Below are 25,949 nucleotides of genomic sequence, written 5' to 3' on the forward strand. Positions count from 1 at the left end.
TCGTCCTCAACGCAGCTTCAAGGTGGCGAGGCCGATCAGCACCAGGATCACGGTGATGATCCAGAAGCGCACGATCACGCGCGGCTCCGGCCAGCCTTTCAGTTCGAAATGGTGATGGATCGGCGCCATACGGAAGACGCGGCGTCCGGTCAGCTTGAAGGAAGCGACCTGGATCATCACCGAGAGGGTTTCCATGACGAACACCCCACCCATGATGAACAGCACGATCTCCTGGCGCACGATCACCGCGATGGTGCCCAGCGCGGCGCCCAGCGCCAGCGCGCCGACGTCGCCCATGAAGACCTGCGCCGGATAGGTGTTGAACCAGAGGAAGCCGAGGCCGGCGCCGACCAGCGCGGCGCAGAACACGATCAGCTCGCCGGCGCCCGGTACGTTGGGAATCAGCAGGTACTCGGCGAACTTCACGTTGCCCGACAGGTAGCAGAAGATGCCCAGCGCGCCGGCAACCATTACCGTCGGCATGATCGCCAGGCCGTCGAGACCGTCGGTGAGGTTCACCGCATTGCTCGAGCCGACGATGACGAAGTAGGTCAGGACCACGAAGAAGATGCCCAACTGGATCTCGACGCTCTTCAGCATCGGCACGATCAGGGTGGTCTCGATCGGGGTTTCGGCAGTCATGTAGAGGAACACGGCGGCGCCGATGCCGAACACCGACTGCCAGAAGTACTTCCAGCGGCTCGGCAGGCCACGGGAGTTCTTCTCGATCACCTTGCGGTAGTCGTCCACCCAGCCGATGGCACCGAACAGCAGGGTAACGACCAGCACTACCCACACGTAGCGGTTGGAAAGATCCGCCCACAGCAGCGTGCTGATGGCTATGGCGGTAAGGATCAGGGCGCCGCCCATGGTCGGGGTGCCCTTCTTCGACAGGTGCGACTGCGGACCGTCGTTGCGCACGGCCTGGCCGATCTGGCGGATCTGCAAGGTACGGATCATCCAGGGCCCCAGCCACAGCGACAGCGACAGCGCGGTGAGCACGCTGAGAATGCCGCGCAGGGTCAGGTACTGGAAGACGCCGAAGCCCTTGTAGAACTGTTGCAGGTATTCGGCCAGCAGCAGGAGCATTAGTGACTCTCCTCGGAGGAACCGCACAGCGCCGCGACGACTTTGTCCATCGCCGCACTGCGGGAACCCTTGATCAAAATGGTGGTTGTCGGTTGTTCGGTGGCCAGCGCCCCGATCAGGCTGGCCTGGTCGGCGAAGTGCCGGCCCGTGGCGCCGAACGCCTGTACGGCGTGGGCCATCAGCGGTCCGACCGCATAGAGCGCGGACACCTTGCCAGCGGCGTAGGCGCCCACCTCGCGGTGGGCCTGCTCGGCCCAGGAACCGAGTTCGCCCATGTCTCCGAGGACCAGGACGGTGCGCCCGGAAAAGCCGCTCAGTATATCAATCGCCGCCAGCATTGACGCGGGGTTGGCGTTGTAGCTGTCGTCTATCACACGCAGCCCGCTGGCGGTCAGTTGCGCTACCGCGCGGCCCTTGACCGGCTGCAGCGCCTGCAGCCCGGCGACGATCCCATCCAGCGGCACGCCCAGTGCATGGGCGGCAGCGGCGGCAGCCAGGGCATTGGCGACATTGTGCCGCCCCAGCAGGTTGAGCTGGACCTGCGCTTCACCCGCTACGCCCTGCAGCCTGAAGCCCATGCAGCCGCGCGCATCGCGCTGCAGATCGGCGGCGCGGAAATCGGCCTGGGGCCGGTCGAGGGAGAAAGTCAGCAACGGACGGCCGCTGGCACGGGCCTTCCAGGTGTCGAAGGCCTTGTCGTCCAGGTTCAGCACGGCGGTGCCGTCGGCGGCCAGCCCTTCGAGTATCTCGCCCTTCGCCTCGACGATCTTCTCCGGTCCGCCGAACTCGCCGACATGGGCGGTTCCGGCATTGGTGATGATCGCCACGTGCGGGCGGGTCAGCTCGACCGTGTAGGCGATCTCGCCGATGCGCGAGGCGCCCAGTTCGATCACTGCGCTACGGTGCTGCGGCGCCAGTTGCAGCAGGGTCAGCGGTACGCCGAGGTCGTTGTTCAGATTGCCACGGGTAGCCAGCACCGACTCGGCATCGCCGGCCTGGGTACGCAGGATGCTGGCGAGCATCTCCTTGACCGTGGTCTTGCCGCTGGAGCCCGTCATGGCCGCCAGCGGGCCGGTGAACTTGCGCCGGTTCAGCGCGCCCAGTCGCCCCAGGGCCGCACGGGTATCGCGCACCAGCAATTGCGGCAGGGGCGCGTCGGCGACTTCGCGCTCCACCAGCGCAGCCACCGCGCCCTTGGCGGCAACCTCGGCGAGATAGTCGTGGCCGTCGAAACGCGGCCCACTCAGGGCAATGAACAGTTGGCCGGGCCCGATGGCGCGACTGTCGGTGGAAACCGCCGAAAAGACGGCGTCCTCGCCGATCAGGCGGGCGTCCAGCGCGACCGTCAACTGGCTGAGGCGAAGAGGCTCAAGCATGCGGCACCTCCCAGGCGGCCAGGGCGCGCTCGGCCTGCTCGATGTCGGAGAACGGATGGCGTACGCCGTCGATCTCCTGATAATTCTCGTGACCCTTGCCGGCCAGGAGCACCACGTCATCCACCGCAGCGGAAGCGATCAGATGGGCGATCGCCTCACCGCGCGACGGCAGGAAGGTAACCTTGTCAGCGGCAGCGAAGCCTTTGCGGATATCGGCGATGATCGCCGCACTGGCCTCGGTGCGCGGGTTGTCGTCGGTGACCAGCACCCCATCCGCCAGGCGTTCGGCGATCGCAGCCATCAACGGACGCTTGCCGGCATCGCGATCGCCACCGCAGCCGAACAGACACAGCAGGCGCGCGGCCGCGTGCGGACGCAGGGCCTCCAGGACTTTTTCCAGGGCGTCGGGAGTATGCGCGTAGTCCACCACCACCAGCGGCTTGTCGCCGCCTCCCAGGCGCTGCATGCGGCCGACCGGCCCCTGCAGTTGCGGCAAGGTGCGGAGGATATCGCCCAGGGGATAACCCAGGCCAAGCAACGCACCGACCGCCGCCAGCAGGTTGCTCAGGTTGAAGCGGCCGAGCAACGGGCTGCGCAGCAGGCCCTCGCCGTGCGGAGTGACCAGCGCCGCCTCGATGCCGGCGTCGCCGAAGCGCGCTTCGCGGCAATAGAGGAACGCCGAGCTGTCGGTGAGGCTGTAGGTGATCAGCTCCGAGTCCTGCTCCTCGCCGGCCAGTCGACGGCCGAAATCGTCGTCCAGGTTGATCACCCGGCAGCGCAGGCCCGGCCAGGCGAACAGCTTGGCCTTGGCGGCGGCATAGGCTTCCATCGAACCGTGATAGTCGAGGTGGTCGCGGGACAGATTGGTGAACACCGCGATATCGAAACCGAGCGCCGCCACGCGGCCCTGGTCGAGGCCGTGGGAAGACACTTCCATCGCTACCGCGCGGGCGCCGGCCTGCTTCAGCGTGGCCAGCGTGGCCTGCACCGCGAGCGGGTCCGGCGTGGTGTGCCGGCCGCTCTCCAGGGCGCCGTAGAAACCGGTGCCGAGGGTGCCGACGATGCCGCAGCGCTCGCCGAGCAGATCCAGGGCCTGGGCCACCAGTTGGCTGACGCTGGTCTTGCCGTTGGTGCCGGTGACGCCGATCAGGTCCAGCCCGCGGCTCGGCTCGCCGTAGAAACGCCCGGCGACCGCCGACAGTTGCGCGGCCAGCCCCTTCACCGCGATCAGCGGCGCATCGCTGGGCGGAAGCTCTCCGGCGCCTTCCGCCTCGTAAGCCACGGCAGCCGCGCCCTTGGCCAGGGCATCGGCGATGTGCGCACGACCATCCTGGCGCCCGCCCGGCACCGCCAGGAACAGGTCGCCCGGACGAACGCCGCGGCTATCCAGGGTCAGCTCGCGGATCAGCAGATCGCGCTCGGCCTGGGGAAACAGTTGGTTCAGGCTCATAGGCATCAGCCACGCCCTCCTTTTGCGGGCGCAGCATTGACCTGCTGCTGTTCGGTGGCCGTCGGCAGGTTATCCGGCGGCACGTTCATCAGGCGCAGCGCGCCAGCCATGACCTTGCTGAACACCGGCGCCGACACCAGGCCGCCGAAGTAGCCCGCCTTGCTCGGCTCGTCGATCACCACGACCATCGCGATGCGCGGATCGGTGGCCGGGGCGAAACCGGCGAACAGCGAGCGATAGGCGTTTTCCCGGTAGCCCTTGGTGCCGACCGAGACCTTGCGCGCGGTCCCGCTCTTGCCGGCGGCGTGGTAACCCGGCACCTGGGCGCGGAACACCCCGCCCTGGGCCTCGACCACTTGTTGCAGCATGCCCTGCACGGTGGAAGCCACTTCAGGCGAGATCACCTGCACGCCATCCGGCACGCGGTCGACTCGGGTCATGCTCAGCGGCACGCTCTTGCCGTCGTTGGCCAGGGCCGCATAGGCATGCGCCAACTGGATCGCGGTTACCGAGAGACCGTAGCCGTAGGCCAGGGTCGCGGTTTCCGCCTTCGGCCACTTGCGGTGGTTGGGCAGGTTGCCGACGCGCTCGCCGGGGAAGCCCAACCCCGTGTCCTGCCCGAGGCCGACCTGTTGCATGACCGAGTAGATGGATTCGGCGCCGATGTCGAAGGCGATCTTGCTGATGCCGACGTTGCTCGACTTGATCAGGATGCCGGTGAGATCGAGTTGCCGCGAATTGCGCGATACGTCGCGAATGGTGTAGCGGCCGATCTGCAGGGTGCCCGGGTAGACGTCGACGATATCGCTGGGTTTCCAACGCCCGCTGGCCAGCGCCGCGCTCATCGAGAACGGTTTGACCGTCGAGCCCGGCTCGAACACGTCGATCATCGCCCGGTTGCGCATGGCCGCCGGCTGCAGGTTACGACGATTGTTCGGGTTGTAGGTCGGCTGGTTGGTCATGGCCAGGATCTCCCCGGTCTTCACGTCCATGATCACCAGGCTGCCGGCCTTGGCGCCGTTCTCCAGCAGAGCGTTGCGCAGTTCGCGATGAGCCAGGTACTGCAGGCGCAGGTCGATGGACAGCGCCAGGGTCTTGCCCGGCTTGGCATTCTTGGTGACCTGCACGTCCTTGATCACGCGGCCACGGCGATCCTTGAGCACCTGGCGCTTGCCCGGCACGCCGGCCAGCCATTCGTCGAAAGCCAGCTCGATACCTTCGCGACCGCGGTCGTCGACATCGGTGAAGCCGACCGCATGGGCCACCACTTCGCCAGCCGGGTAGAAACGCCGAAACTCCTCGATGGAGTACACGCCGGGCACCTTCAGGGCGATCACGCCTTCGCCCTGCTCCGGGGTCAGCCCACGGACCAGATAGATGAACTCGCGCTCGGCGTTCTGCTCGATGCGGTCGGCGAACAGCTTGGTATCCTGCCCGAGCGCCGCCGCCAGTTGCGGCCAGCGTTCCTTGGCGGTCATCAGCTCCTTGGGGTTGGCCCACAGGGTGGTGACCGGGGTGCTCACCGCCAGCGGTTCGCCGTTGCGGTCAGTGATCAGGCCCCGGTGCGCAGGGATAGCGATATGCCGCACGCTACGCGCGTCGCCCTGGCCCTTGAGGAAGTCATGGTCGATCACGTGCAGGTCGACGATTCGCCAGACGATGGCGCCGACCATCGCCAGCAGCAGGCCGACGATCACGCAGAACCGCCATGGGTAGAGGGCGCCCTGGAAATAATTCAGTTTCATGGCGCCACCATCCTGACCTCGGCCGGGTCGGGAACGCGCATGCGCAACTGTTCCACCGCCAGGCTTTCGATACGGCTATGAGCGGTCCAGGTGCTCTGCTCGAGAATCAACCGGCCCCACTCGGCCTGCGCCTTGTCGCGCACGCTCAGCTCGGAATACAGCGAGTTGAGCAGTTGCCGGTTCCAGTAGGTGCTGTAGGCCACGGCAATCGCCGAGAGCAACAGACCTATATAAAGCAGCAACATGAGGAAGCTGCCGGTAGGCAGGCGCTTGACGAAGAGACGGCTCATCTCAGCTTCTCCGCCACGCGCATGACCGCGCTGCGCGAGCGCGGGTTGGCCTTGAGTTCTTCTTCCGAAGCATACTGCGGCTTGCCCAGCAGCTTCAGGCGCGGCTCGAAGACCTTGGAGCGGATCGGCAGGTCGCGCGGCAGGTTGTCCGCCTCGCCCTTGGCGTGCTTGCGCATGAACAGCTTGACGATGCGGTCTTCCAGGGAATGGAAACTGATCACCACCAGGCGGCCGCCGACGGCCAGCGATTCGAGCGCGGCGTCAAGGCCGCGCTCGAGATCGCCCAATTCATTGTTCACATGGATGCGCAGGCCCTGGAATGCGCGGGTCGCCGGATTCTTGCCCTTCTCCCAGGCGGGGTTGGCAACCGTGATCACTTCGGCCAGATCGGCGGTCCGTTCGAACGGCCGCTCCTGACGGCGCTGCACGATGGCGCGGGCCATTCGCTTGGCGAAGCGCTCTTCGCCATATTCCTTGAAGACCCGGGCGATTTCCTCTTCGGTGGCGTTGGCGATGAACTCCGCTGCGCTGATGCCCTGGCCGGGATTCATGCGCATGTCCAGCGGACCATCGTTGAGGAAGCTGAAGCCGCGCTCGGGATCGTCGAGTTGCGGCGACGACACGCCAAGGTCGAGCAGGACGCCATCGACCCGACCTTCGAGACCGCGTGCGCGCACCTCATCGCCCAGTTCGGCGAACGAGCGCTGCACAATGACGAAGCGGCCGTCTTCGGCCGCCAATGCTTTTCCTGTCTGGATGGCCTGGGGATCTTTGTCGAATCCGAGCAGGCGCCCCCCGGTGCCCAGTTTCTCGAGCAAGGCTCGACTATGGCCCCCTCTTCCGAAGGTACCGTCCAGATAGCAGCCGTCCTCCCGCGGGGCCAGTGCGGAAACGGCCTCCTCGAGCAGAACGGTGATATGGCGGTAGGTGGCATTCATAGTCAAAGGATCAGGTCGCGTAGTTCGTCCGGCAGCCCACCGGGTTGTTTGATTGCCGCCAGGTCGGCTTCAGCCATGGCGTTCCAGGCATCCTCATCCCACAACTGAAACTTGTTCAGTTGCCCCACCAGCATCGCCCGCTTGTCCAGCTTGGCGTACTCGCGCAGGCGCGGCGGAATCAGGAAACGCCCGTTTCCGTCCAGTTCCAGATCGACGGCATTACCGATCAGCAGCCGCTGCAGGCGCCGCGTTTCTTCTCGCAAAGAAGGCAGCTCGCGCAGCTTGGCTTCGATCAGTTCCCATTCGGGCAAGGGGTAAACGGTGAGGCAGGGGTCGACTGCGTCGATAGTGACGATGAGCTGGCCGGCACAACGCGAAACGAGCTCGTCACGATACCGACTCGGCATCGCGAGGCGCCCTTTGGCGTCGAGACTTATGGCATTAGCTCCGCGAAACACGTCAGCGCTTCCCCTGTGGTTGGCTTTCCATGCCAATTGATCCCACTTTTACCCACTTCATACCACTTCTGCACACTATAGAAATCCACACTCCCCACCGTCAAGGCGCGTCAGAAGTGAAAAATCCTTACAGGACGGAGATTTAGCGTGCTTTTGGAAGGTTGCGGAGCGCTTTTAGAAGTAAAAGAGATGACAAAACACAATAAGCCCAAAGTCTTAGCCTTCGAACTTAAAGTGATTTATCAAGAGTTGCGGCTTTTCGCTTTTGCGACGGACGGATAAAACCGGGAAAAAGCGAAGAGAGTGGGAAGAAGTGGGAGAGTCGATCTATAAGCCGGGTTCTGTCGAGGACAGCCATTCCTCTGGGACGCACATCACTGTACGCCTCAAGCGACCTACCCGAATCCAACGCGGGCCGCGCCAATGGATTCCTATTTGGTCTTGCTCCGAGTGGGGTTTACCTAGCCACGCACTGTTGCCAGCCGTGCGGTGCGCTCTTACCGCACCTTTTCACCCTTACCGGCGCTGTTGCGCTTAGGCGGTTATTTTCTGTGGCACTTTCCGTAGGCTCGCGCCTCCCAGGCGTTACCTGGCACTCTGCCCTATGGAGCCCGGACTTTCCTCCACCGCGCTATTGCGCGACAGCGACTGTCCAATCGACTCTCCGCCGACAAGGTTAGCGGGAGCAGGCGCGAAGAACAAGCTCAACTCTTCCCTTGGCGTTGCAAAGCCTGTTGATACAAAAGGTTTTTTCGCACCCCGGTAATTTCCGCCGCCAGCGCCGCGGCTTTCTTCAACGGCAGCTCGGCAAGCAGCAGGTCGAGCACCCTGAGCGCCTCCGCACCGATCGACTCCTCGCCTTCCGGCGCCTGCCACCCCGCCACCAGCACAACGCACTCGCCGCGCTGCTGGTTGCTGTCCGACGCGACCCAATCGTGCAGTTCGGCCAACGGCAGGCTGCGAATGGTCTCGAAGGTCTTGCTCAGCTCCCGCGCCAGCACCGCACGGCGCTCCCCGCCGAACACGTCGCGCATGTCCGCCAGGCTTTCCAGCAGACGATGGGGCGCCTCGTAGAAAATCAGCGTGCGCGGCTCTTCCTGTACCGCCTGGAGGCGGCTGCGTCGTCCCGCAGCCTTGGCGGGCAGGAAACCTTCGAAGATGAACCGGTCCGACGGCAATCCCGCCGCCGACAGCGCCGCGATCAGCGCGCAGGAGCCCGGCACCGGGACCACCCGGATACCCAGCGCCTGTGCCTGGCGCACCAGGTGGAAGCCGGGATCGGAAATCAGCGGGGTACCGGCGTCCGAGATCAGCGCGACGTCCTCCCCAACCTGCAGCCGGGAGATGAAGCGCCCGCCCTCCTCGCGCTCGTTGTGCTCGTGGCAGGCCGCCAATGGCGTCTCGATGCCGAAGTGCTGGAACAGCCGGATCGAATGGCGGGTATCCTCCGCAGCCACCAGGGCCACCTCCCGCAGCACCCGCAGGGCGCGCGGGCTGATGTCGTCGAGATTGCCGATCGGGGTCGCCACTACGAACAGAGTGCCTGCTGACACGAAAATACCTCGGGAGCTATCTGAAAAGGCGGCATTGTATCGCGATTCAGGGTGCCGCCATCGCACCCGAGGCGGGCCTCCGGTACAATCGGCGACTCTTCGTGAATGCGCCATGAGAAGCCCTATATGATCGCTTGCCTGCGTCCGCTTTCTGCTCTGATCCTGGCCGGTCTGCTGACCGCCTGCGCGACCTCGTCCAATTCCGGACTGGGCGAACTTCCCCGTACGCCGAATGCCAGCATCGAGCAGTTGTTGCAACAGGCCAGCCAGAGCAAGCCCGAGGAAGCGGCGCTGCTGCGCCTCTCGGCAGCGGACCTTGCCTACCAGCAGAAGGACCTCGCCAGGTCCACCGCCATCCTGGGACAGATCCCGCTGGAAAGCCTGAAGCCGGCCCAGCAGGTCTTCGCCAGCACCCTGAACGCCGAACTGGCCCTCGCCCGCAGCAAGCCCAAGGCCGCCCTGCAGGCATTGCAGCATCCGAGCATGCAGCATCTCAGCGAACTGCCGGTGACCCAGCAGGTTCGTACCCAGCGCGCCAAGGCCCAGGCCCTCGCCGCCGACGGCCAGGTCCTTGCCGCAGCCAAGGAGCGCATCTACTTCGCACCGCTGCTCGAGGGCCCGGCGGTGATCGAGAACCAGGAAAAGATCTGGACCCTGGTCAGCAGCCTGCCGGTCGACCAGTTGCAACCGAGCGCCAACGAAGGCGACCTCAGCGGCTGGCTGACCCTGGCACGCATCACCAAGACCTCGCCGACCCTGCAGCAACAGCAGGCCAGCATCGAGAGCTGGCAACAGCAGAACCCCGAGCACCCGGCGGCCAAGCACTTGCCGGCGGCGCTGGAGAAACTCAAGACGCTGTCCCAGCAGCCGCTGACCCGCATCGCCCTCCTGCTACCCCAGCAGGGGCAGTTGGCCAACGTCGCCCGGGCCCTGCAGGACGGCTTCCTCGCCGCCCACTTCCAGGCCCAGCAGGCCGGCCAGAATCCTCCTTCGATCAAGCTCTACGACAGTACCCAGGTGCGCTCGCTAGATGACTTCTACCGCCAGGCCCAGGCCGATGGCGTCGAACTGGTCGTCGGTCCACTGGAGAAGCCGCTGGTCAAGCAACTCGCTAGCCGCGAGCAACTGCCGATCACCACCCTCGCACTCAACTACAGCGACAACAGCCAAGAAGGCCCGGCGCAGCTGTTCCAGTTCGGCCTCGCCGCCGAGGACGAAGCGCGCGCGGTGGCCAGCCGGGCCTGGGGCGACGGCATGCGCCGGGCCGTGGCGCTGGTGCCGCGCGGCGAATGGGGCGACCGCGTGCTGGCCGCCTTCAGCCAGAGCTGGCAGTCCGCGGGCGGCAGCCTGATCGCCGCCGAGCATGTCGACCAGCCGGTACAACTGGCGCAACAGATCGCCGACCTGCTGCAACTGCGCCAGAGCGAAGGCCGCGCCCAGCGCCTGCAGGGCGCCCTCGGCAGCCAGATCGCCACCCAGCCGTCGCGCCGCCAGGACATCGACTTCGTGTTCCTCGCCGCCACCCCGCAGCAGGCCCGCCAGATCAAGCCGACCCTGGCCTTCCAGTACGCCGGCGACCTTCCGGTCTACGCCACTTCGCACCTCTACACCGGGACCAACAACCCGACCCAGGACCAGGATCTCAACGGCATCCGCTTCTGCGAGACCCCGTGGCTGCTCAACCCCAGCGACCCGACCCGCCAGCAGGTCGCCGCCCAATGGCCCCAGGCCAACGGCAGCATGGGCCGCCTCTACGCCATGGGCGTCGACGCCTACCGCCTCGCTCCGCGTCTGCCTGAACTGAAGGCCGTGCCGAGCCTGCAGATCGACGGCCTGACCGGTACCCTGAGCCTGAATCCGACCCAACGTATCGAACGCCAGTTGCAATGGGCCGAGTTCCGCAATGGCCAGGTCCAGCCGCTGGGGACCAGCAGCTTTTGACCGATAGGGAAAGCTCCCGGGAAAAGGGGCGCCAGGCCGAGGAACTGGCCTGCGCCCATCTACGGCGACAGGGCCTTGCCACACTTGGCAAGAATTGGACCTGTCGCCGCGGAGAGCTCGATCTGGTCATGCTCGACGGCGATACAGTAGTATTCGTCGAAGTCCGCTCCCGCCGGCATCGCGCCTGGGGCGGAGCCCTGGAGAGCATCGACGCGCGCAAGCGGCAGCGCCTGATTCTCTCCGCCGAACTTTTTCTGCAACAGGAGGCGCGCTGGGCCAAACGCCCCTGTCGCTTCGATGTGGTCACCGTCGATACCAGCGACGGACAATCACCACCGCGACTGGACTGGATTCAGAACGCATTCGACGCCTGATCAGCCGCCCCACCGAAGGTCATTACCGATGGACATGCAACACCGTATCCGCCAGCTCTTCCAGGCCAGCATCGAGACCAAGCAGCAGGCGCTGGAAGTACTGCCTCCCTATATCGAGCAAGCCAGCCTGGTGATGGTCAATGCGCTGCTCAACGAGGGCAAGATCCTCTCCTGCGGCAATGGCGGCTCGGCCGGCGATGCCCAGCACTTCTCCTCCGAACTGCTCAACCGCTTCGAGCGCGAACGTCCGAGCCTGCCGGCCGTGGCCCTGACCACCGACAGCTCGACCATCACCTCGATCGCCAACGACTACAGCTACAACGAAGTCTTCTCCAAGCAGATCCGCGCCCTGGGCCAGCCGGGCGACGTCCTGCTGGCGATTTCCACCAGCGGCAATTCGGCCAACGTGATCCAGGCCATCCAGGCTGCCCACGACCGCGAGATGCTGGTGGTCGCCCTGACCGGCCGTGACGGTGGCGGCATGGCTTCGCTGCTGCTGCCGGAAGACGTGGAGATCCGCGTTCCTTCCAAGATCACCGCACGCATCCAGGAAGTCCACCTGCTGGCCATCCACTGCCTCTGCGACCTGATCGACCGCCAACTGTTCGGGAGTGAAGAATGAGCCGTACCGCCTTCGTCGCCGCCACCCTGGCCCTGAGCCTGGCCCTGGGAGGCTGCAGCAGTTTCCTCAGCGCCACCCGGGACAAACCGATCGACGACGATCGCGGGACCCGAACCATCGGCAGCAAGATCGACGACTCGCTGATCGAGACCAAGGCCGCGGTGAACATCGCCAAGGCCGATCCGGCCCTGGACAAGGACTCTCACATCGTCGTGGTCAGCTACAACGGCATCGTGCTGATCGCCGGCCAGACCCCGCGCGCCGACCTCAAGAGCAAGGCCGAACAGGCCGCGCGCACGGTGCAGAAGGTCAAGAACGTGCATAACGAACTGCAGGTGACCTCGCCCTCCTCCCTGCTCGCCCGCAACAACGACGCCTGGATCACCACCAAGCTGAAGACCCAGATGCTCAGCGATCCCAACGTGCCCTCGTCGCGGATCAAGGTGGTCACCGAGAACGGCATCGTCTACATGATGGGCCTGGTCAACCAGCAGGAAGCCGCCCAGGCTGTCCGCGTCGCCCAGGGCGTCGACGGGGTGCAGAAGATCGTCAAGCTGTTCGAATACATAAACTGAAGAACAGCGAACGAAAAAAAGGCGATCCTTCGATCGCCTTTTTCATTGCTCGCCGTTTACTTGACCACCTTCAGGGATGGCCTGCCACTGGGACGCGGCGGCTCATCGGACGGCCCACCATCGTCATCGCCCGGCTCGTCGTCCACCGGACCCGGCTGCTCCAGATCGAAGACCATGCCCTGGCCGTTTTCCCGGGCGTAGATGGCCATTACCGCCAGCGCTGGAATGTACAGGCTCTGCGCCACGCCGCCGAAACGCCCCTCGAAGCTGACCGCCTCGTTGTCCATGTGCAGATGCCGCACGGCAGAGGGCGAGACATTGAGCACGATCTGCCCATCGCTGGCATAGCCCGGAGGCACCTTTACCCCGGCGAACTCTGCGTTCACCAGGATATGCGGCGTGCAATCGTTGTCGACGATCCATTCATAGAGCGCGCGGACCAGATAGGGACGGCTGGAATTCATCTTCATGTTCCTTAACGCATATCTCGTTCAACGGAAGACAGGCTGGCCCGGAAGCTTTCCCGGGCGAATCCGCGCTCCATATAGTCGAGCAACGGCTTGGCCTGCCGCGGCAACTCGATGCCCAGCAGCGGCAGACGCCAGAGGATCGGCAACAGGCAGCAATCCACCAGGCTGAAATCCTCGCTGAGGAAATATGCCTTGTCGGCGAACAGCGGGGAAACCCCGGTCAGGCTCTCGCGCAACTCCTTGCGCGCCTGGACCCGCTCGGCCTCCTTGCTGCGCGCATCCAGGATCCGGTCCACCAGGGAACACCAGTCCCGCTGGATACGATGGATCAACAGGCGGCTGTTGGCACGCTTCACCGGATAATCGGGCAGCAGCGGCGGATGCGGATAGCGTTCGTCGAGGTATTCCATGACCACCGTCGGCTCGTACAGCGCCAGGTCGCGATCGACCAGGGTCGGTACGCTGCCGTAGGGGTTGACCTCCGCCAGCATCGGCGGACAGCGGCCCGCCTCGATATCGATCACCTCTACCGCCACGTTCTTCTCGGCCAGGACCAGGCGGATGCGATGGCAGTAATGATCGGCAGGGTCGGAATAGCAGGTCAGCTTGTTGATTGAAGCCATGGAGCCCTCCTCGCAGGTCGACTTGTGGGAGGTGAAAGACGCGCGCGCCCCGTAGGGCGCGCGCTTCGAAGACCAACGTGCGGGTTAGTGCACGTCCTTCCAGTACTCGCGCTTGAGGAGATAGGCGAATACGAAGAAGAAGGCCAGGTAGAGCAGGACGTAGGTACCGATACGCTCGGAGGCCAGCTTGTTCGGGTTGGCCGAATAGGCCAGGAAGGTCACCAGGTTCTTGACCTTCTCGTCGAACTGAGCTTCGTTCAGTTCGCCGGTCTTCGGCACCACGGTCAACTGGTCACAAGCTTCGTGAGTCAGCGGGGTACCGGTCAACGGATCGAACTGCTTCTTGCCATCCTCGACCACCTGTACCTGCTTGCAGCCGATCACCTGGCGTCCCTGCAGGGGCGCCAGGACGTTCGGCATGCCGACGTTGGGGAAGATCACGTTGTTCACGCCCCACGGACGCTTGGGATCCTCGTAGAACGAGCGCAGGTAGCTGTACAGCCAGTCGGTGCCGCGTACGCGGGCAACCAGGGTCAGATCCGGCGGAGCGGCGCCGAACCAGGTCTTGGCGTCGGCCGGCTTCATGCCGATGTCCATGTGGTCGCCGATCTTGGCGCCGGTGAACACCAGCTTCTCCATCATCAGATCGGCAGGAATGCCCAGGTCGGTGGCAACACGCTCGTAACGCTGGAACTTGGCGCTATGGCAGCCCATGCAGTAGTTGGCGAAGGTACGCGCGCCATCCTGCATGGCCGCCTTGTCGGTCAGGTCGATATCGACATGATCCAGTTGCGGCCCATGGCCGCCAGCGGCGAAACCCAGGACTGGCAGTACCGCCAGAATCAGTGCAGCGAATTGCTTTTTCATCAGCCAGTCACCCTTTCCGGAACCGGTTTGGTCTTCTCCATCCGGGTGTAGAACGGCATCAGGATGAAGAAGGCGAAATACAGGACGGTGCAAACGCGCGACAGGGTAGTACCCAGCGGGCTCGGAGCCTGGGCGCCGTAGTAGCCGAGGATCACGAAGGACACCGCGAAGATCACCAGCCACAGCTTGCTCAGCCAGCCCTTGTAGCGGATCGAGCGAACCGGGCTGCGATCCAGCCACGGCAGGACGAACAGCACAGCGATCGCCGCACCCATCGCCACCACGCCCATCAGCTTGTCCGGAACCGCGCGGAGGATCGCGTAGAACGGGGTGAAGTACCAGACCGGAGCGATGTGCTCGGGGGTCTTGAACTGGTTGGCCATCTCGAAGTTGGGCTTCTCGAGGAAGTAGCCGCCCATTTCCGGGAAGAAGAAGATCACGGTGCAGAAGATGAACAGGAACACCACCACGCCGACGATGTCCTTCACGGTGTAGTACGGATGGAACGCGATGCCGTCCAGCGGTACGCCGTTCTCGTCTTTCTTCTTCTTGATGTCAACGCCGTCCGGGTTGTTCGAACCGACTTCGTGCAGCGCCAGGATGTGCAGCACGACCAGGCCGAGCAGGACGATCGGCAGGGCGATCACATGCAAGGCGAAGAAGCGGTTCAGGGTGATGCCGGAGATCAGGAAGTCACCGCGGATCCACTGGGCCAGGTCTTCGCCGACCACCGGAATCGCGCCGAACAGGGAAATGATCACCTGGGCGCCCCAGTAGGACATCTGACCCCAAGGCAGCAGGTAGCCCATGAAGGCCTCGGCCATCAGCGCCAGGTAGATCAGCATGCCGAAGATCCACACCAGCTCGCGCGGCTTCTGATAGGAGCCGTAGAGCAGGCCGCGGAACATGTGCAGGTAGACCACGATGAAGAACGCCGATGCACCGGTGGAGTGCATGTAGCGAATGATCCAGCCGTAGTCGACATCGCGCATGATGTATTCGACGGAAGCGAACGCCTCTTCGGCCGACGGCGTGAAGCTCATGGTCAGCCAGATGCCGGTGAGGATCTGGTTGACCAGCACCAGCAGCGCCAGGGAACCGAAGAAATACCAGAAGTTGAAGTTCTTCGGTGCGTAGTACTTGCTCAGATGGTCTTCCCACATCTTGGTCGCGGGAAAACGCGCATCGACCCAAGCCATGAACTTGTTCATCAGGCTTTCTCCTGGTCCACGCCGATGGTGATGACGTCGTCAGCATCGAACGTATAAGGCGGAATCGGCAGGTTCAGCGGCGCTGGCTGGCCTTTGTAGACACGACCGGCGAGGTCGTAGTGGGAGCCGTGGCAAGGGCAGAAGTAGCCACCCTTCCAGTCCGGACCGAGGTCGGCGGGGGCGACTTCGGGACGGAAGGTCGGCGAGCAGCCCAGGTGGGTGCAGATGCCGACGATCACCGCCAGTTCCGGCTTGATCGAGCGAAGCTTGGGATCGACGTACTCCGGCTGCTCCGAAGCCTTGGAGTCCGGGTCGGCCAGTTGTCCTTCGAGGCTCGGCAGGGCGTCCAGCATCTCCTTCGTGCGGTGCACGATGAATACAGGCTTGCCGCGCCATTCAGCGATGATCTGCTGACCTGGATCGATCTTGCCCACGTTCACCTGCACCGGCGCGCCAGCAGCCTTGGCTTTGGCACTGGGGAACCATGACCCTACGAACGGGACCGCAGCACCCACCGCTCCCGCCGCGCCAACCACAGAGGTGGCCGCGACGAGGAAGCGACGCCGGCCTGCATTCACGCCGTCATTACTCATTCAGTCGTCTCCCATCAGCTTCAGACCTGTTCTAATCAGGCCTTTAAGTAAAAATTCGAGCCGCGCAAAAAATTCGCCAAATGGTAAAGAAAACCCCCTTTGATGACAAGGTAATAGCCTGACACAAAACGCCCGAAACCCTTGTAGGGCGCGCCCTTCGGCCATGCGACACCTTGCCGCAGAGTTAAAGCGTAGACATAAAAAAACGCCCAGCTCCGAAGAGGTGGGCGTTTTTCAGCAAGCGTCGAATTAACGCTTGGAGTACTGCGGACGCTTACGCGCTTTACGCAGACCGACTTTCTTACGCTCGACTTCACGGGCATCGCGAGTCACGTAGCCGGCCTTGCGCAGCGAGCTACGCAGGGTTTCGTCGTACTCGATCAGGGCACGGGTGATGCCGTGACGGATCGCACCGGCCTGACCGCTTACGCCACCGCCAACGACGGTAACGAAGATGTCGAACTTCTCGACGGTCTCGGTCAGCTCGAGCGGCTGACGCACGACCATGCGAGCGGTTTCACGACCGAAGAACTGATCGAGACCACGGTTGTTGATGGAAATCTTGCCAGTACCCGGACGCAGGAAGACGCGAGCGGTAGCGGTCTTACGACGGCCAGTGCCGTAATTTTGAGTCGCCGACATAATGAGCTATCCCGTTAAATCTTCAGTTCTTGGGGCTGCTGAGCGGTGTGCGGGTGGCTGGCACCCTTGTACACCTTCAGCTTGCGATACATATCGCGACCCAGAGGGTTCTTCGGCAGCATGCCTTTCACAGCGGTCTCGATGACGCGCTCAGGGGCCTTGGCGATCAGCTTCTCGAAGTTGATCGACTTGATGCCGCCCGGGAAGCCGGAGTGGTGGTAGTACATCTTGTCGGTGGTCTTGGCACCGGTCACACGCACCTGCTCGGCGTTGATGACGACGATGTAGTCGCCGGTGTCAACATGCGGAGTGTACTCAGGCTTGTGCTTGCCACGCAGGCGGCGGGCAATTTCGGTCGCCAGACGACCCAGGGTCTGGCCGGCAGCGTCGACGACGAACCAGTCGCGCTGTACAGTTTCCGGTTTCGCGGTATAGGTTTTCATTCGTTATAGCCTCAGGGGCCGCCTGAAAATAAGACGGCGAATCTTACTGGACAGTGGTTGCCTTGACAAGTCAAGGACAGCCGAAAACAGACACGAATTGGGGCTCGGGTCGGTGTGCGTCCGTAACGACTAGATACATCGATCGGCAGGCTTGGCATCCCCCACCGATGAAAGGCTGCGGAATTATGCAGATTTCGCCAGAATTTACAACCGCATTAACCACTTAATTTCACGAGGACACCCGCATGGAGTATCGCCCGCTCGGCCGCACCGATCTGAAAGTCAGCGCCCTCTGCCTCGGCACCATGACCTGGGGCGAGCAGAACAGCGAGCAGGACGCCTTCGCCCAGATCGCCAGGGCCAAGGCCGCCGGGATCAATTTCATGGATACCGCCGAAATGTATCCGGTGCCGCCCCGCGCCGAGACCTACGCCAGCACCGAGCGCATCATCGGCAACTGGTTCCGCCGCAGCAGCGACCGCGCCGACTGGATCCTCGCCAGCAAGATCGCCGGCCCCGGCAACGGCATCAGCCATGTGCGCGACGGCAACCTCAAGTTCAACCGCCAGCACATCGTCGCCGCCCTCGATGCCAGCCTGGAGCGCCTGCAGACAGACTGGCTGGACCTCTACCAGTTGCACTGGCCGGAGCGGCGGACCAACTTCTTCGGCCAGCTCGGCTACCAGCACCAGGAAGAGAGCTTCACACCGCTGGAGGAAACCCTGGAAGTGCTCGACGAGCAGGTGCGCGCCGGCAAGATCCGCCACATCGGCCTGTCCAACGAGACGCCCTGGGGCACCATGACCTTCCTCAGGCTCGCCGAGGAGCGCGGCTGGCCGCGCGCGGTATCGATCCAGAACCCCTACAACCTGCTCAACCGCAGCTTCGAGGTGGGCCTGGCGGAAATCGCCATCCGCGAGCAGTGCGGCCTGCTGGCCTACTCGCCGATGGCCTTCGGCATGCTTTCCGGCAAGTACGCGGACGGCGCCCGCCCGGCCAACGCGCGCATCAGTCTGTACAGCCGCTTCACCCGCTACACCAACCCGCAGGCGGAAGCGGCCTGCGCGCGCTACGTAGCGCTGGCCCGCGAACATGGAATGGAACCGGCGCAGATGGCACTGGCCTACGTCACCTCGCGGCCGTTCGTGACCAGCAACATCATCGGCGCCACCTCGCTGGAACAGCTGGAAACCAATCTCGGCAGCGTCGACCTGAGGCTGGACGAGGAATTGCTCGCCGGTATCGATGCAATCCACCGGGAGCAACCGAACCCGGCTCCCTGAGCCTCCAGGGGCCTGGCGCTGCCGCGGGTTCGGCGGACAACCGCGCGATGCGGTCGTCCGCCCCTCCCGGTGACCAGGCGCGCCTCACAGGGCCCGCGCGATGATCTCCTTCATGATCTCGTTGGTACCGGCGTAGATCCGCTGCACCCGGGCATCGGCCCAGGCCCGCGCCACCGGATATTCCCACATGAAGCCGTAGCCGCCGTGCAACTGCACGCATTCGTCGAGCACCTTGCATTGCAGGTCCGTCGTCCAGTACTTGCACATGGCGGCGGTGGGTACGTCCAGCTTGCCCCGGAGATGCTGCTCCATACAGCGATCGACGAAGACCCGGCCGACCTGGATCTCGGTAGCCATCTCGGCAAGCTTGAAGCGGGTATTCTGGAAGTCCGCCACCGACTTGCCGAACGCCTTGCGCTCGCGAGTGTAGTCGAGCGTCCATTGCAGGGCCGCCTCGGCCGACGCCAGCGCGCCGATACCGACGGTCAGGCGCTCCTGCGGCAGCTCCTGCATCAGGTAGATGAATCCCTGGCCGTCCTTGCCGAGCAGGTTCTCCCGGGGAATCCGCACATCCTGGAAGAACAGCTCGGAGGTGTCCTGGGCCTTCATCCCGACCTTCTCCAGGCGCTTGCCCTTGCTGAAGCCCGGCGTACCCGCCTCGACCACGAACAGGCTTATGCCCTTGGCGCCAGCCTTCGGATCGGTCTTCGCCACCACGATCACCAGGTCGGCGAGGAAGCCGTTGGTGATGAAGGTCTTCGAGCCATTGATGACGTACTCGTCGCCATCCAGTACCGCAGTGGTCTTCACCCCTTGCAGGTCGGAACCGGCCCCCGGCTCGGTCATGGCGATGGCCGCGACCATCTCGCCGGATACCAGCTTCGGCAGGTACTTGCGCTTCAGCGCCTCGCTGCCGTAGTGGAGGATGTAGGGCGCAGCGATGTCCGAATGCAGGGAGAAACCGATCCCGGTCAGGCCGGCCCGACCGATCTCTTCGATGACCACGGCGCTGTAGAGGAAGTCCGCGCCCATCCCGTCATACTCTTCCGGCAGGTGCGAACAGAGCATTCCGGCCTCGCCGGCCTTGTTCCAGAGCGCGCGGTCGACATGCCCATCCTTTTCCCATTGGTGATGGAAAGGCACGGCTTCCTGTTCGAGGAACTTGCGCACGCTGTCGCGAAACAGTTCGTGGTCGGAGCTGAACAGGGTTCTCGGTATCATCGTGGTCACCTGGAAACGGTCTGGGATCGGGTTGGCTGCACGCGGCAGGTCTTCGACTGTAGGGAAATGCCCCGACCGACGCACTGGACAGTTGCGCCAAAAAATAAGACGATCCAGCCGCCTTTTGACCGCTTTCCCTTACTCACAACAACGATAAAAATCCATGCGCGCTCAATCCGCTCCGGTGCTGAAACATGTCGGCATCGTCGCCATCGACGGCGTCTTCGCCTCGACCCTGATGCAGGCCAAGGACTTCTTCCACATGGCCAGCCTGCGCCACGGCAAGCAGCAGGGCCTCGGTCTCCAGCCGGCCTTCCGCACCCGCATCCTCAGCCCCGACGGCCAGCCGGTACGCAGCTTCAGCGGCGACAGCATCGCCGTCGACGGTCCCCTCGCCGCCTGCGATATCGTGGTCCTGCCCGCCTTCTGGGGCGATTTCGACGCGCTCGAACGGCGCTATCCGCAAATCGTTCCCTGGTTGCGCCGCAGCCATGCCGAGGGAACCGCCCTCTGCGGCGAGGCGACCGGGGTCTTCTGGCTGGCCCAGGCAGGTCTACTGGATGGCAAGGAAGCGACCACCTACTGGCGCTTCTATCGAGAATTCGCCGAACGCTTCCCGAACGTGCTGCTCAATCAGGAGAAGCACCTGACCGATGCCGACGACCTGTTCTGCGCCAGCGGCGTCACCTCCGCCTGCGACCTCTACATCTATCTGATCGAGCGTTTCTGCGGCGGATCGGTGGCCCAGGCGGTGGCCCGGGATACCCTCTACGAAGTACAGCGCAGCTACACCCCAGGGCGCATCGGCTTCGGCGGACAGAAGCTGCACCATGACCCGACGATCCTGCAGATCCAGCAATGGCTGGAAGACCACTTCGCCGACAAGTTCCGTTTCGAGGACGTCGCCCGCGACCACGGCATGAGCATCCGCAACTTCATGCGGCGCTTCCAGGCCGCTACCGGCGACAAGCCGCTGCACTATCTGCAGCGACTGCGGATCGAGACCGCCAAGGGCATGCTCTCGAGCACGCGCAAGAGCATCAAGACGATCAGCTACGAGGTCGGCTACGACGACGCCAGCTTCTTCGCCCGCCTGTTCCGCCAGCACACCGAACTCTCTCCCCACCATTACCGTCGCCAGTTCATGCAGAAGGAAAGCTGAGCCGGACATCGCCGGGCCTGCCCGAACGGCATCGGCGCCGGCGCTTTCCCTACAGAACCTAGGATAGGTAGCCAGGTCGGCCTTCGCGGGTTCTCATGAATCCGCAGGCCCGCCGCAGACGCGGGCGTTCCGAACAACGACAAGAACGGACCTTTGCCATGCGCCTTTATCTGCTCGCCTTCCTGGCCCTCTTCGGTATGAATGCTATGGCCGCCGACAACTGGAAAGCCTTCCCCTACGACCAGAGCGCCTATGACTATCCAGGCGACAAGTTGAAGGAAGCCTGGCCGCGCCTGACCCGCGGCTTCGGCGACTATCCCTATCCGGACGCCGACTGGGTGGTGAACATGGCGACCGCCCATCCGGATGCCCTGGAAAAGACCGTGAAGGCCGGCACCGGCTTCACCGGCAAGCCGGAAGAGGCCACGCAATATGCGGCACGACTGCAGGATGTCTGGCGCCTGCTGTTCCGCGGCGACTACGCCAAGGCCAAGGAGCAGGGACTGGCCTTGGGAGTCGGCGGCCAGGTACCGGCGATGTTCGCCCAGGTGCTCTACGCCATGTTCCTGGCTCCCGACCAGGCGGAGAAACAGCGCCTGCTCGAAGAGGTCATCGACTACACCGAACAGGCCGGCCCGCTGGTCAAGGCCGATATCGTCGCCCAGTTCGGCAGCGTCTACGCCAAGGCGCGCCTGGCCGAGGAGCTATCGGTACCGGTAGTGCTCAAGCGCGGCTATACCAGCGAAATACCCAAGGAACTGGACGCTCTCCTGGCCAGGCAACCCAACCAGCCGTTCGCCCTGGCGCTCTACGGCGGCTACGAGGCGGGAGTGATCCGCAAGGTCGGCAAGCTGGTCGGCAAGATGACCTACGGGGTCAGCGCCGACAAGATGGAGCAGTACTTCGCCCGCTCCTTCCGCCAGGCCAACGACCTGCCGATCGGCCACTACGAGTACGCCAACGCGCTCACCTACGTATACGGCGACGACGAGCGGGAGAAGGCCATCGCCCAACTGAAGCAGGCCGTGGCGATCAAGCCGATCAACGCCATGGAAGCCCTCGAAGTGGCCCATGCGAAGAAGCTCCTCGCCGGCTTCGAGCAGAACACCGCGCAGCGCTGAAACGCCGCGCGCCCATGAAAAAAGGGGTGGCCATCGGCAACCCCTTTCTCGTTTCCGCCCCGGATCAGGGCCGGTGCGGACGCGTCAGGTATTCGTGGGACTGCATTTCCAGCAGACGACTGAGGGTGCGCTGGAATTCGAACTCCAGCCGGCCGCCGCTGTAGAGATCCTTTAGCTCGACCTCGGCGGAGATGATCAGCTTGACGCTGCGGTCGTAGAACTCATCCACCAGGTTGATGAAACGCCGCGCCATGTCGTCCTTGGTGACGCCCATCTGCTCGACGTTGGAGATCAGCACGGCGTGGAAAATCTTCGCCAGTTCGATGTAGTCGTTCTGGCTGCGCGGGCCGTCGCACAGCTCACGGAATTCGAACCAGGCCACGTCGTCGCAGGTCAGGCGCGCGCGGATCTCGCGGTTCTCGATCATCAGCGCCTCGTCGCGCTGGGCCTTGGCACAGTCCGGGGTCAGGGCCTTGAAGCTGCGCGCCATCTCCTCCTCGACCTGTTCGCTGAGCGGCCAGTGGAACAGCTCGGCCTGCTCCAGCGCGCGCAGGCGATAGTCGACGCCGCTATCGACGTTGACGATCTCGGTATGTTCCTTGAGCAGGGCGATCGCCGGCAGGAAACGGGCGCGTTGCAGGCCGTCCTTGTACAGGCCGTCCGGCACGATGTTGGAGGTCGCCACCAGGCTCACGCCGTTCTTGAACAGCTCTTCCAGCAGGGTGGCGAGGATCATCGCGTCGGTGATGTCGGAGACGAAGAACTCGTCGAAGCAGATCACCCGCGCCTCGTCGGCGAAGCGCTTGCCGATGATGGTCAGCGGGTTCTTCTCGCCCTTGAGGGTCTTCAGTTCTTCGTGCACCCGCTTCATGAAGCGGTGGAAGTGCGTGCGCACCTTCTGCTCGAACGGCAGCGACTCGAAGAAAGTGTCCACCAGGTAGGTCTTGCCACGGCCGACGCCGCCCCAGAAATACAGGCCCTTCACCGGCCCGCCGGACTTCCTGCCGAGCAGCTTGCCGAACAGGCCGGGCTTGGCGTGGTCGGCGGCGACCAGGTCATCGTAGAGGCGTTGCAGATGCTTCACGGCATTCGCCTGTGCGGCATCGTGGAAGAAATCGGGGCGTTGGAGATCGGCCTGGTAGCGCTCGAGGGGCGTCATGATCGGTAGCAATGCAACGAAAACGGGGCCGTCACTTTAGCGACGACCCCGTCTCTTGGCAATCGGCCATCCGTCGAGGATGTACCGGGGCTGCCTACTCCTGCGGTGCCAGCGCTTCGCGGGTGCGCTCGATGGCGGCGTCACGGGCGGCGGCGTCGGCGAAGGCCGGGCTCTGCGCCACCGCCTCGCCATCCAGCCACAGGCCAAAGGCATTGCCCTCGGCCCGCAGGTCGGCAGTCTCGCCAGCCAGCAGGCGCTTGCTCACCGCACCGGCGGCCTTGCCGTCGGCGAAGGCGCGGGACAGCAGTAGCTGTTCGCCGGCGGCGTCCAGCAGGCGGAAGCGGAAGCTGCCGTCGTCGTCGCGGAAGCTGACCAGGCGCGCAGCCTTGGCGGCCTTCTTCTTGCCGCTCTCGGCACTTTTCAGCGGCTCGCGCAGGGAGCGCAGGCCGACTGCCTCGCGCAACTCGGCGATGAATGGGGTGGCGATGCGGCGCGCCTTGGCGGCACCTGCGAGGAGAATGTCCTCGATATCGTCCGGCTTGGCGATCAGCGCCTGGTAACGCTCGCGAGCCTCGCCCAGTTCGTTGTCGAGCAACTGGAACAGGCGCTGCTTGGCTTCGCCCCAGGCCAGGCCTTCGAGCAGTTCCTGGCGGAACGCGGCGACCTGTTCGGCGCTGGCGAAGGCCGAGTAAAGAAGGAACAGGTGCGAACTGTCCGGGTCTTTCGGCTCGCCCGGCGCGCGCGAGTCGGTGACGATGCGTGCGATGGCGTCCTTGAGCTGCCTGGACGGGCTGAACAGCGGGATGGTGTTGTCGTAGCTCTTGGACATCTTGCGCCCGTCCAGGCCCGGCAGGGTGGCGACGTTTTCCTCGATCACCGCTTCGGGCAGGACGAAGAACTCGCGGCCGTTGCCGAACAGGTGGTTGAAACGCTGGCCGATGTCGCGGGCCATCTCCACGTGCTGCACCTGGTCGCGGCCGACCGGGATCTTGTGCGCGTTGAACATCAGGATGTCCGCGGCCATCAGCACCGGATAGCTGTAGAGGCCCATGGTCACGCCGGCGTCCGGGTCTTCGCCAGCCTCGACATTGCGGTCCACCGCGGCCTTGTAGGCATGCGCGCGGTTGAGCAGCCCCTTGGCACTGACGCAGGTGAGCAACCAGGTCAGCTCGGGAATCTCGGGGATGTCCGACTGCCGGTAGAAGGTCGCACGCTCGACGTCCAGGCCGCCGGCCAGCCAGGTCGCGGCGATTTCCAGGCGCGAGCGCTGGATACGAGCGGGATCGTCGCACTTGATCAAGGCGTGGTAGTCCGCCAGGAAGTAGAACGAATCCACGTCGCTCCGACGGCTGGCGAGGATCGCCGGGCGGATGGCGCCGGCGTAGTTGCCCAGGTGCGGAGTGCCGGTAGGAGTGATGCCGGTCAGGATACGAGTAGTCATGCGATACCAGATGTCAGGCAAAGAAAAGAATGGCGCGCCGGATGGTAGCAGGGCCGGCGCGACGACGTCAGTCCTGCAGGCGTGGCAGCAACAGGTCCTTCAGATCGATCAGCTTGCCATGGAAGAAATGTCCGCTTTCTGCCACCCGCAACAGCTCGTGCGGTCGTGCCAGGGACTCGCTCCAGGCATATACCGCGGCCGGCGTGACCACGTCGTCGTCCTCCGGCTGCACCACGGTCAGCGGGCAACGCGCAGGCAGGCTGACCGCGAAGCGTTCCACCGGCGGCGCGATCATGAACAGCCGCGCCAGCCCGACGCCCTGCGCTTCCAGGCGACCCGCCAGATTGCCGGCGACGCAGGAGCCGAAGGAAAAGCCCATCAGTGTCAGCGGCAGCCCCGGATGGCGTGCCAGCAACCAGCGCGCGGCGGCCTCGGCGTCGTCGATCTCGCCGATCCCCTCGCCATAGCTGCCAGCGCTCTGGCCAACGCCACGGAAGTTGAAACGCAGGGTCGCCAGGCCGGCATCGCGGGCGCTGCGTTGCAGAGTGGCGACCACCTTGTTCTGCATGGTGCCGGCGAACAGCGGGTGCGGATGGCAGACCAGGGCGATGCCGCGGGCATCGGGCAGATCGAGGTGCAGGGCTTCCAGCGGCCCGCAGGGGCCATCGATGGATACAGGGATTTCGCGGGTAGACAAACAGGAACTCCGTGACCCCGGCTCGGGTCGACTCGTCTAGCAGATTACTCCAAGCGACACAGGCACTTACTCGCGTGCCGTGGTATACAGCTCGGACTCAAGCCGTTAACGTAAAGCAAAGCCGTCTATAGAGGAAGGATTCGCGTGGAACAGTCGCTCACCGCCTGGCTGCTGCCGGCCCTCGCCCTGGTCGCCGGGGTCGCCATCGGTTTTCTGATCGCCCGCCTGCTGCCCAACGCCGCGCCGAACAAGGTGCAACGCCAGATGGACGACCTGCAGGACCGCTTCGACAGCTATCAGCGCGAAGTCGTGACCCATTTCAACACCACCGCCAGCCTCGTGAAGAAGCTGACCCAGAGCTACCAGGACGTGCAGGAGCACCTCTCCGACGGCGCCCAGCGCCTGGCCCTGGACGAACAGACCCGCCAGCGCCTGCTGGCTGCGCTGCATGCCGACGAGGCCTATCCGGCCGAGCGCCGCGAGCGCCTGACTCCGCCGGCCTCCGGCGAAGTGCCGAAGGACTATGCGCCGAAAAGCCCGGACAGCCCCGGCACCCTCGACGCCACCTACGGCCTGAAAGGCAAGTACTGACGCGCTGCGCGAAC

The 25,949-nt window shown here is 64.3% G+C and carries 27 protein-coding genes and 1 other RNA gene; 8 read left to right on the forward strand and 20 right to left on the reverse strand.

What is annotated here, in order from left to right; all coding sequences use genetic code 11:
- Nucleotides 1-6: 6 nt before the first annotated feature.
- The 9 genes from mraY to rsmI all read right to left on the reverse strand — a co-directional run bounded on the left by mraY (nucleotide 7) and on the right by rsmI (nucleotide 8,899).
- Nucleotides 7-1,089: a phospho-N-acetylmuramoyl-pentapeptide-transferase gene (gene mraY, locus LE197_RS20815; RefSeq protein WP_003094129.1), complete on the reverse strand. Its 1,083-nt coding sequence runs from the start codon at nucleotides 1,087-1,089 to the stop codon at nucleotides 7-9.
- Nucleotides 1,089-2,465 (reverse strand): UDP-N-acetylmuramoyl-tripeptide--D-alanyl-D-alanine ligase, encoded by a 1,377-nt coding sequence (locus LE197_RS20820; RefSeq protein WP_003103103.1) that lies wholly within the window; start codon nucleotides 2,463-2,465, stop codon nucleotides 1,089-1,091. Before LE197_RS20820 ends, mraY begins: the two co-directional genes overlap by 1 nt.
- On the reverse strand, nucleotides 2,458-3,921 hold the full coding sequence (locus tag LE197_RS20825) for a UDP-N-acetylmuramoyl-L-alanyl-D-glutamate--2,6-diaminopimelate ligase (RefSeq protein WP_023108739.1): 1,464 nt from the start codon (nucleotides 3,919-3,921) through the stop codon (nucleotides 2,458-2,460). The genes LE197_RS20820 and LE197_RS20825 overlap by 8 nt, the downstream gene beginning before the upstream one ends.
- The gene (gene ftsI / locus LE197_RS20830; RefSeq protein ID WP_003094139.1) at nucleotides 3,921-5,660 is read right to left on the reverse strand and encodes a peptidoglycan D,D-transpeptidase FtsI; all 1,740 of its coding nucleotides are present in this window, start codon (nucleotides 5,658-5,660) and stop codon (nucleotides 3,921-3,923) included. The genes LE197_RS20825 and ftsI overlap by 1 nt, the downstream gene beginning before the upstream one ends.
- Nucleotides 5,657-5,950, reverse strand: a complete 294-nt coding sequence (gene ftsL, locus LE197_RS20835; protein WP_003094142.1) for a cell division protein FtsL — start codon at nucleotides 5,948-5,950, stop codon at nucleotides 5,657-5,659. Before ftsL ends, ftsI begins: the two co-directional genes overlap by 4 nt.
- Nucleotides 5,947-6,888 carry a 16S rRNA (cytosine(1402)-N(4))-methyltransferase RsmH gene (gene rsmH / locus LE197_RS20840; RefSeq protein WP_003134737.1) on the reverse strand — a complete coding sequence of 314 codons (942 nt, stop codon included), beginning with the start codon at nucleotides 6,886-6,888 and terminating at the stop codon, nucleotides 5,947-5,949. The genes ftsL and rsmH overlap by 4 nt, the downstream gene beginning before the upstream one ends.
- 2 nt (nucleotides 6,889-6,890) lie before the next feature.
- Nucleotides 6,891-7,346, reverse strand: a complete 456-nt coding sequence (gene mraZ / locus LE197_RS20845; RefSeq protein WP_003103101.1) for a division/cell wall cluster transcriptional repressor MraZ — start codon at nucleotides 7,344-7,346, stop codon at nucleotides 6,891-6,893.
- A gap of 314 nt (nucleotides 7,347-7,660) precedes the next feature.
- Nucleotides 7,661-8,010, reverse strand: an RNA gene (gene rnpB / locus LE197_RS20850) — RNase P RNA component class A.
- 40 nt (nucleotides 8,011-8,050) lie between these two features.
- The gene (gene rsmI / locus LE197_RS20855; protein WP_023108740.1) at nucleotides 8,051-8,899 is read right to left on the reverse strand and encodes a 16S rRNA (cytidine(1402)-2'-O)-methyltransferase; all 849 of its coding nucleotides are present in this window, start codon (nucleotides 8,897-8,899) and stop codon (nucleotides 8,051-8,053) included.
- A gap of 126 nt (nucleotides 8,900-9,025) precedes the next feature.
- On the opposite strand from rsmI, the gene LE197_RS20860 reads away from it, so the two are divergent.
- The 4 genes from LE197_RS20860 to LE197_RS20875 are packed head-to-tail and all read left to right on the forward strand — an operon-like array spanning nucleotide 9,026 to nucleotide 12,411.
- The gene (locus LE197_RS20860) at nucleotides 9,026-10,840 is read left to right on the forward strand and encodes a penicillin-binding protein activator (protein WP_003103096.1); all 1,815 of its coding nucleotides are present in this window, start codon (nucleotides 9,026-9,028) and stop codon (nucleotides 10,838-10,840) included.
- Entirely contained in the window at nucleotides 10,837-11,214 is a 378-nt protein-coding gene (locus tag LE197_RS20865) for a YraN family protein (protein WP_003103094.1), read from the forward strand. Before LE197_RS20860 ends, LE197_RS20865 begins: the two co-directional genes overlap by 4 nt.
- Before the next feature lie 28 nt (nucleotides 11,215-11,242).
- On the forward strand, nucleotides 11,243-11,836 hold the full coding sequence (locus LE197_RS20870; RefSeq protein ID WP_003094149.1) for a phosphoheptose isomerase: 594 nt from the start codon (nucleotides 11,243-11,245) through the stop codon (nucleotides 11,834-11,836).
- Nucleotides 11,833-12,411, forward strand: coding sequence for a BON domain-containing protein (locus LE197_RS20875; RefSeq protein ID WP_003094151.1), 579 nt, complete (start codon nucleotides 11,833-11,835; stop codon nucleotides 12,409-12,411). Before LE197_RS20870 ends, LE197_RS20875 begins: the two co-directional genes overlap by 4 nt.
- 56 nt (nucleotides 12,412-12,467) lie before the next feature.
- Here LE197_RS20875 and LE197_RS20880 read toward each other — a convergent pair whose 3' ends face one another.
- The 7 genes from LE197_RS20880 to rplM all read right to left on the reverse strand — a co-directional run bounded on the left by LE197_RS20880 (nucleotide 12,468) and on the right by rplM (nucleotide 17,260).
- Nucleotides 12,468-12,875, reverse strand: a complete 408-nt coding sequence (locus tag LE197_RS20880) for a ClpXP protease specificity-enhancing factor (protein ID WP_003094153.1) — start codon at nucleotides 12,873-12,875, stop codon at nucleotides 12,468-12,470.
- A gap of 11 nt (nucleotides 12,876-12,886) precedes the next feature.
- Entirely contained in the window at nucleotides 12,887-13,504 is a 618-nt protein-coding gene (locus LE197_RS20885) for a glutathione S-transferase N-terminal domain-containing protein (protein WP_003094155.1), read from the reverse strand.
- Between the two features lie 84 nt (nucleotides 13,505-13,588).
- Nucleotides 13,589-14,371, reverse strand: a complete 783-nt coding sequence (locus tag LE197_RS20890) for a cytochrome c1 (protein ID WP_003094157.1) — start codon at nucleotides 14,369-14,371, stop codon at nucleotides 13,589-13,591.
- Nucleotides 14,371-15,582 carry a cytochrome b gene (locus LE197_RS20895; RefSeq protein WP_003094159.1) on the reverse strand — a complete coding sequence of 404 codons (1,212 nt, stop codon included), beginning with the start codon at nucleotides 15,580-15,582 and terminating at the stop codon, nucleotides 14,371-14,373. The genes LE197_RS20890 and LE197_RS20895 overlap by 1 nt, the downstream gene beginning before the upstream one ends.
- The gene (gene petA, locus LE197_RS20900) at nucleotides 15,582-16,175 is read right to left on the reverse strand and encodes a ubiquinol-cytochrome c reductase iron-sulfur subunit (RefSeq protein WP_003100631.1); all 594 of its coding nucleotides are present in this window, start codon (nucleotides 16,173-16,175) and stop codon (nucleotides 15,582-15,584) included. Before petA ends, LE197_RS20895 begins: the two co-directional genes overlap by 1 nt.
- Nucleotides 16,176-16,424: 249 nt before the next feature.
- Nucleotides 16,425-16,817: a 30S ribosomal protein S9 gene (gene rpsI / locus LE197_RS20905; RefSeq protein WP_003098810.1), complete on the reverse strand. Its 393-nt coding sequence runs from the start codon at nucleotides 16,815-16,817 to the stop codon at nucleotides 16,425-16,427.
- A 14-nt stretch (nucleotides 16,818-16,831) separates the two neighbouring features.
- Entirely contained in the window at nucleotides 16,832-17,260 is a 429-nt protein-coding gene (rplM, locus tag LE197_RS20910; protein WP_003094164.1) for a 50S ribosomal protein L13, read from the reverse strand.
- 245 nt (nucleotides 17,261-17,505) lie between these two features.
- Here rplM and LE197_RS20915 point away from each other — a divergent pair, with 245 nt between their 5' ends.
- Nucleotides 17,506-18,543: an NADP(H)-dependent aldo-keto reductase gene (locus tag LE197_RS20915; protein WP_003098813.1), complete on the forward strand. Its 1,038-nt coding sequence runs from the start codon at nucleotides 17,506-17,508 to the stop codon at nucleotides 18,541-18,543.
- 84 nt (nucleotides 18,544-18,627) lie between these two features.
- On the opposite strand, the gene LE197_RS20920 is transcribed toward LE197_RS20915, so the two are convergent.
- Nucleotides 18,628-19,773: an acyl-CoA dehydrogenase family protein gene (locus LE197_RS20920; RefSeq protein ID WP_172616860.1), complete on the reverse strand. Its 1,146-nt coding sequence runs from the start codon at nucleotides 19,771-19,773 to the stop codon at nucleotides 18,628-18,630.
- Between the two features lie 253 nt (nucleotides 19,774-20,026).
- On the opposite strand from LE197_RS20920, the gene LE197_RS20925 reads away from it, so the two are divergent.
- Nucleotides 20,027-20,926 (forward strand): GlxA family transcriptional regulator, encoded by a 900-nt coding sequence (locus LE197_RS20925; protein ID WP_003120906.1) that lies wholly within the window; start codon nucleotides 20,027-20,029, stop codon nucleotides 20,924-20,926.
- A gap of 158 nt (nucleotides 20,927-21,084) precedes the next feature.
- Nucleotides 21,085-22,047 (forward strand): hypothetical protein, encoded by a 963-nt coding sequence (locus LE197_RS20930; RefSeq protein ID WP_003123298.1) that lies wholly within the window; start codon nucleotides 21,085-21,087, stop codon nucleotides 22,045-22,047.
- Nucleotides 22,048-22,111: 64 nt separating this feature from the next.
- On the opposite strand, the gene zapE is transcribed toward LE197_RS20930, so the two are convergent.
- The 3 genes from zapE to LE197_RS20945 all read right to left on the reverse strand — a co-directional run bounded on the left by zapE (nucleotide 22,112) and on the right by LE197_RS20945 (nucleotide 25,344).
- Nucleotides 22,112-23,206 carry a cell division protein ZapE gene (gene zapE / locus LE197_RS20935; protein ID WP_003094297.1) on the reverse strand — a complete coding sequence of 365 codons (1,095 nt, stop codon included), beginning with the start codon at nucleotides 23,204-23,206 and terminating at the stop codon, nucleotides 22,112-22,114.
- Between the two features lie 94 nt (nucleotides 23,207-23,300).
- A complete protein-coding gene (locus LE197_RS20940) occupies nucleotides 23,301-24,647 on the reverse strand; it encodes a tryptophan--tRNA ligase (protein ID WP_003112748.1) in 1,347 nt (448 codons plus the stop codon).
- A 67-nt stretch (nucleotides 24,648-24,714) separates the two neighbouring features.
- A complete protein-coding gene (locus LE197_RS20945) occupies nucleotides 24,715-25,344 on the reverse strand; it encodes an alpha/beta hydrolase (protein WP_003098823.1) in 630 nt (209 codons plus the stop codon).
- 144 nt (nucleotides 25,345-25,488) lie between these two features.
- On the opposite strand from LE197_RS20945, the gene LE197_RS20950 reads away from it, so the two are divergent.
- Complete coding sequence (locus LE197_RS20950; protein ID WP_003094304.1) at nucleotides 25,489-25,935, forward strand: YhcB family protein; 447 nt, start codon at nucleotides 25,489-25,491, stop codon at nucleotides 25,933-25,935.
- Nucleotides 25,936-25,949: the final 14 nt, after the last annotated feature.

The sequence above is a fragment of the Pseudomonas sp. PS1(2021) genome (assembly GCF_020405165.1).
Lineage (GTDB): Bacteria > Pseudomonadota > Gammaproteobacteria > Pseudomonadales > Pseudomonadaceae > Pseudomonas > Pseudomonas aeruginosa.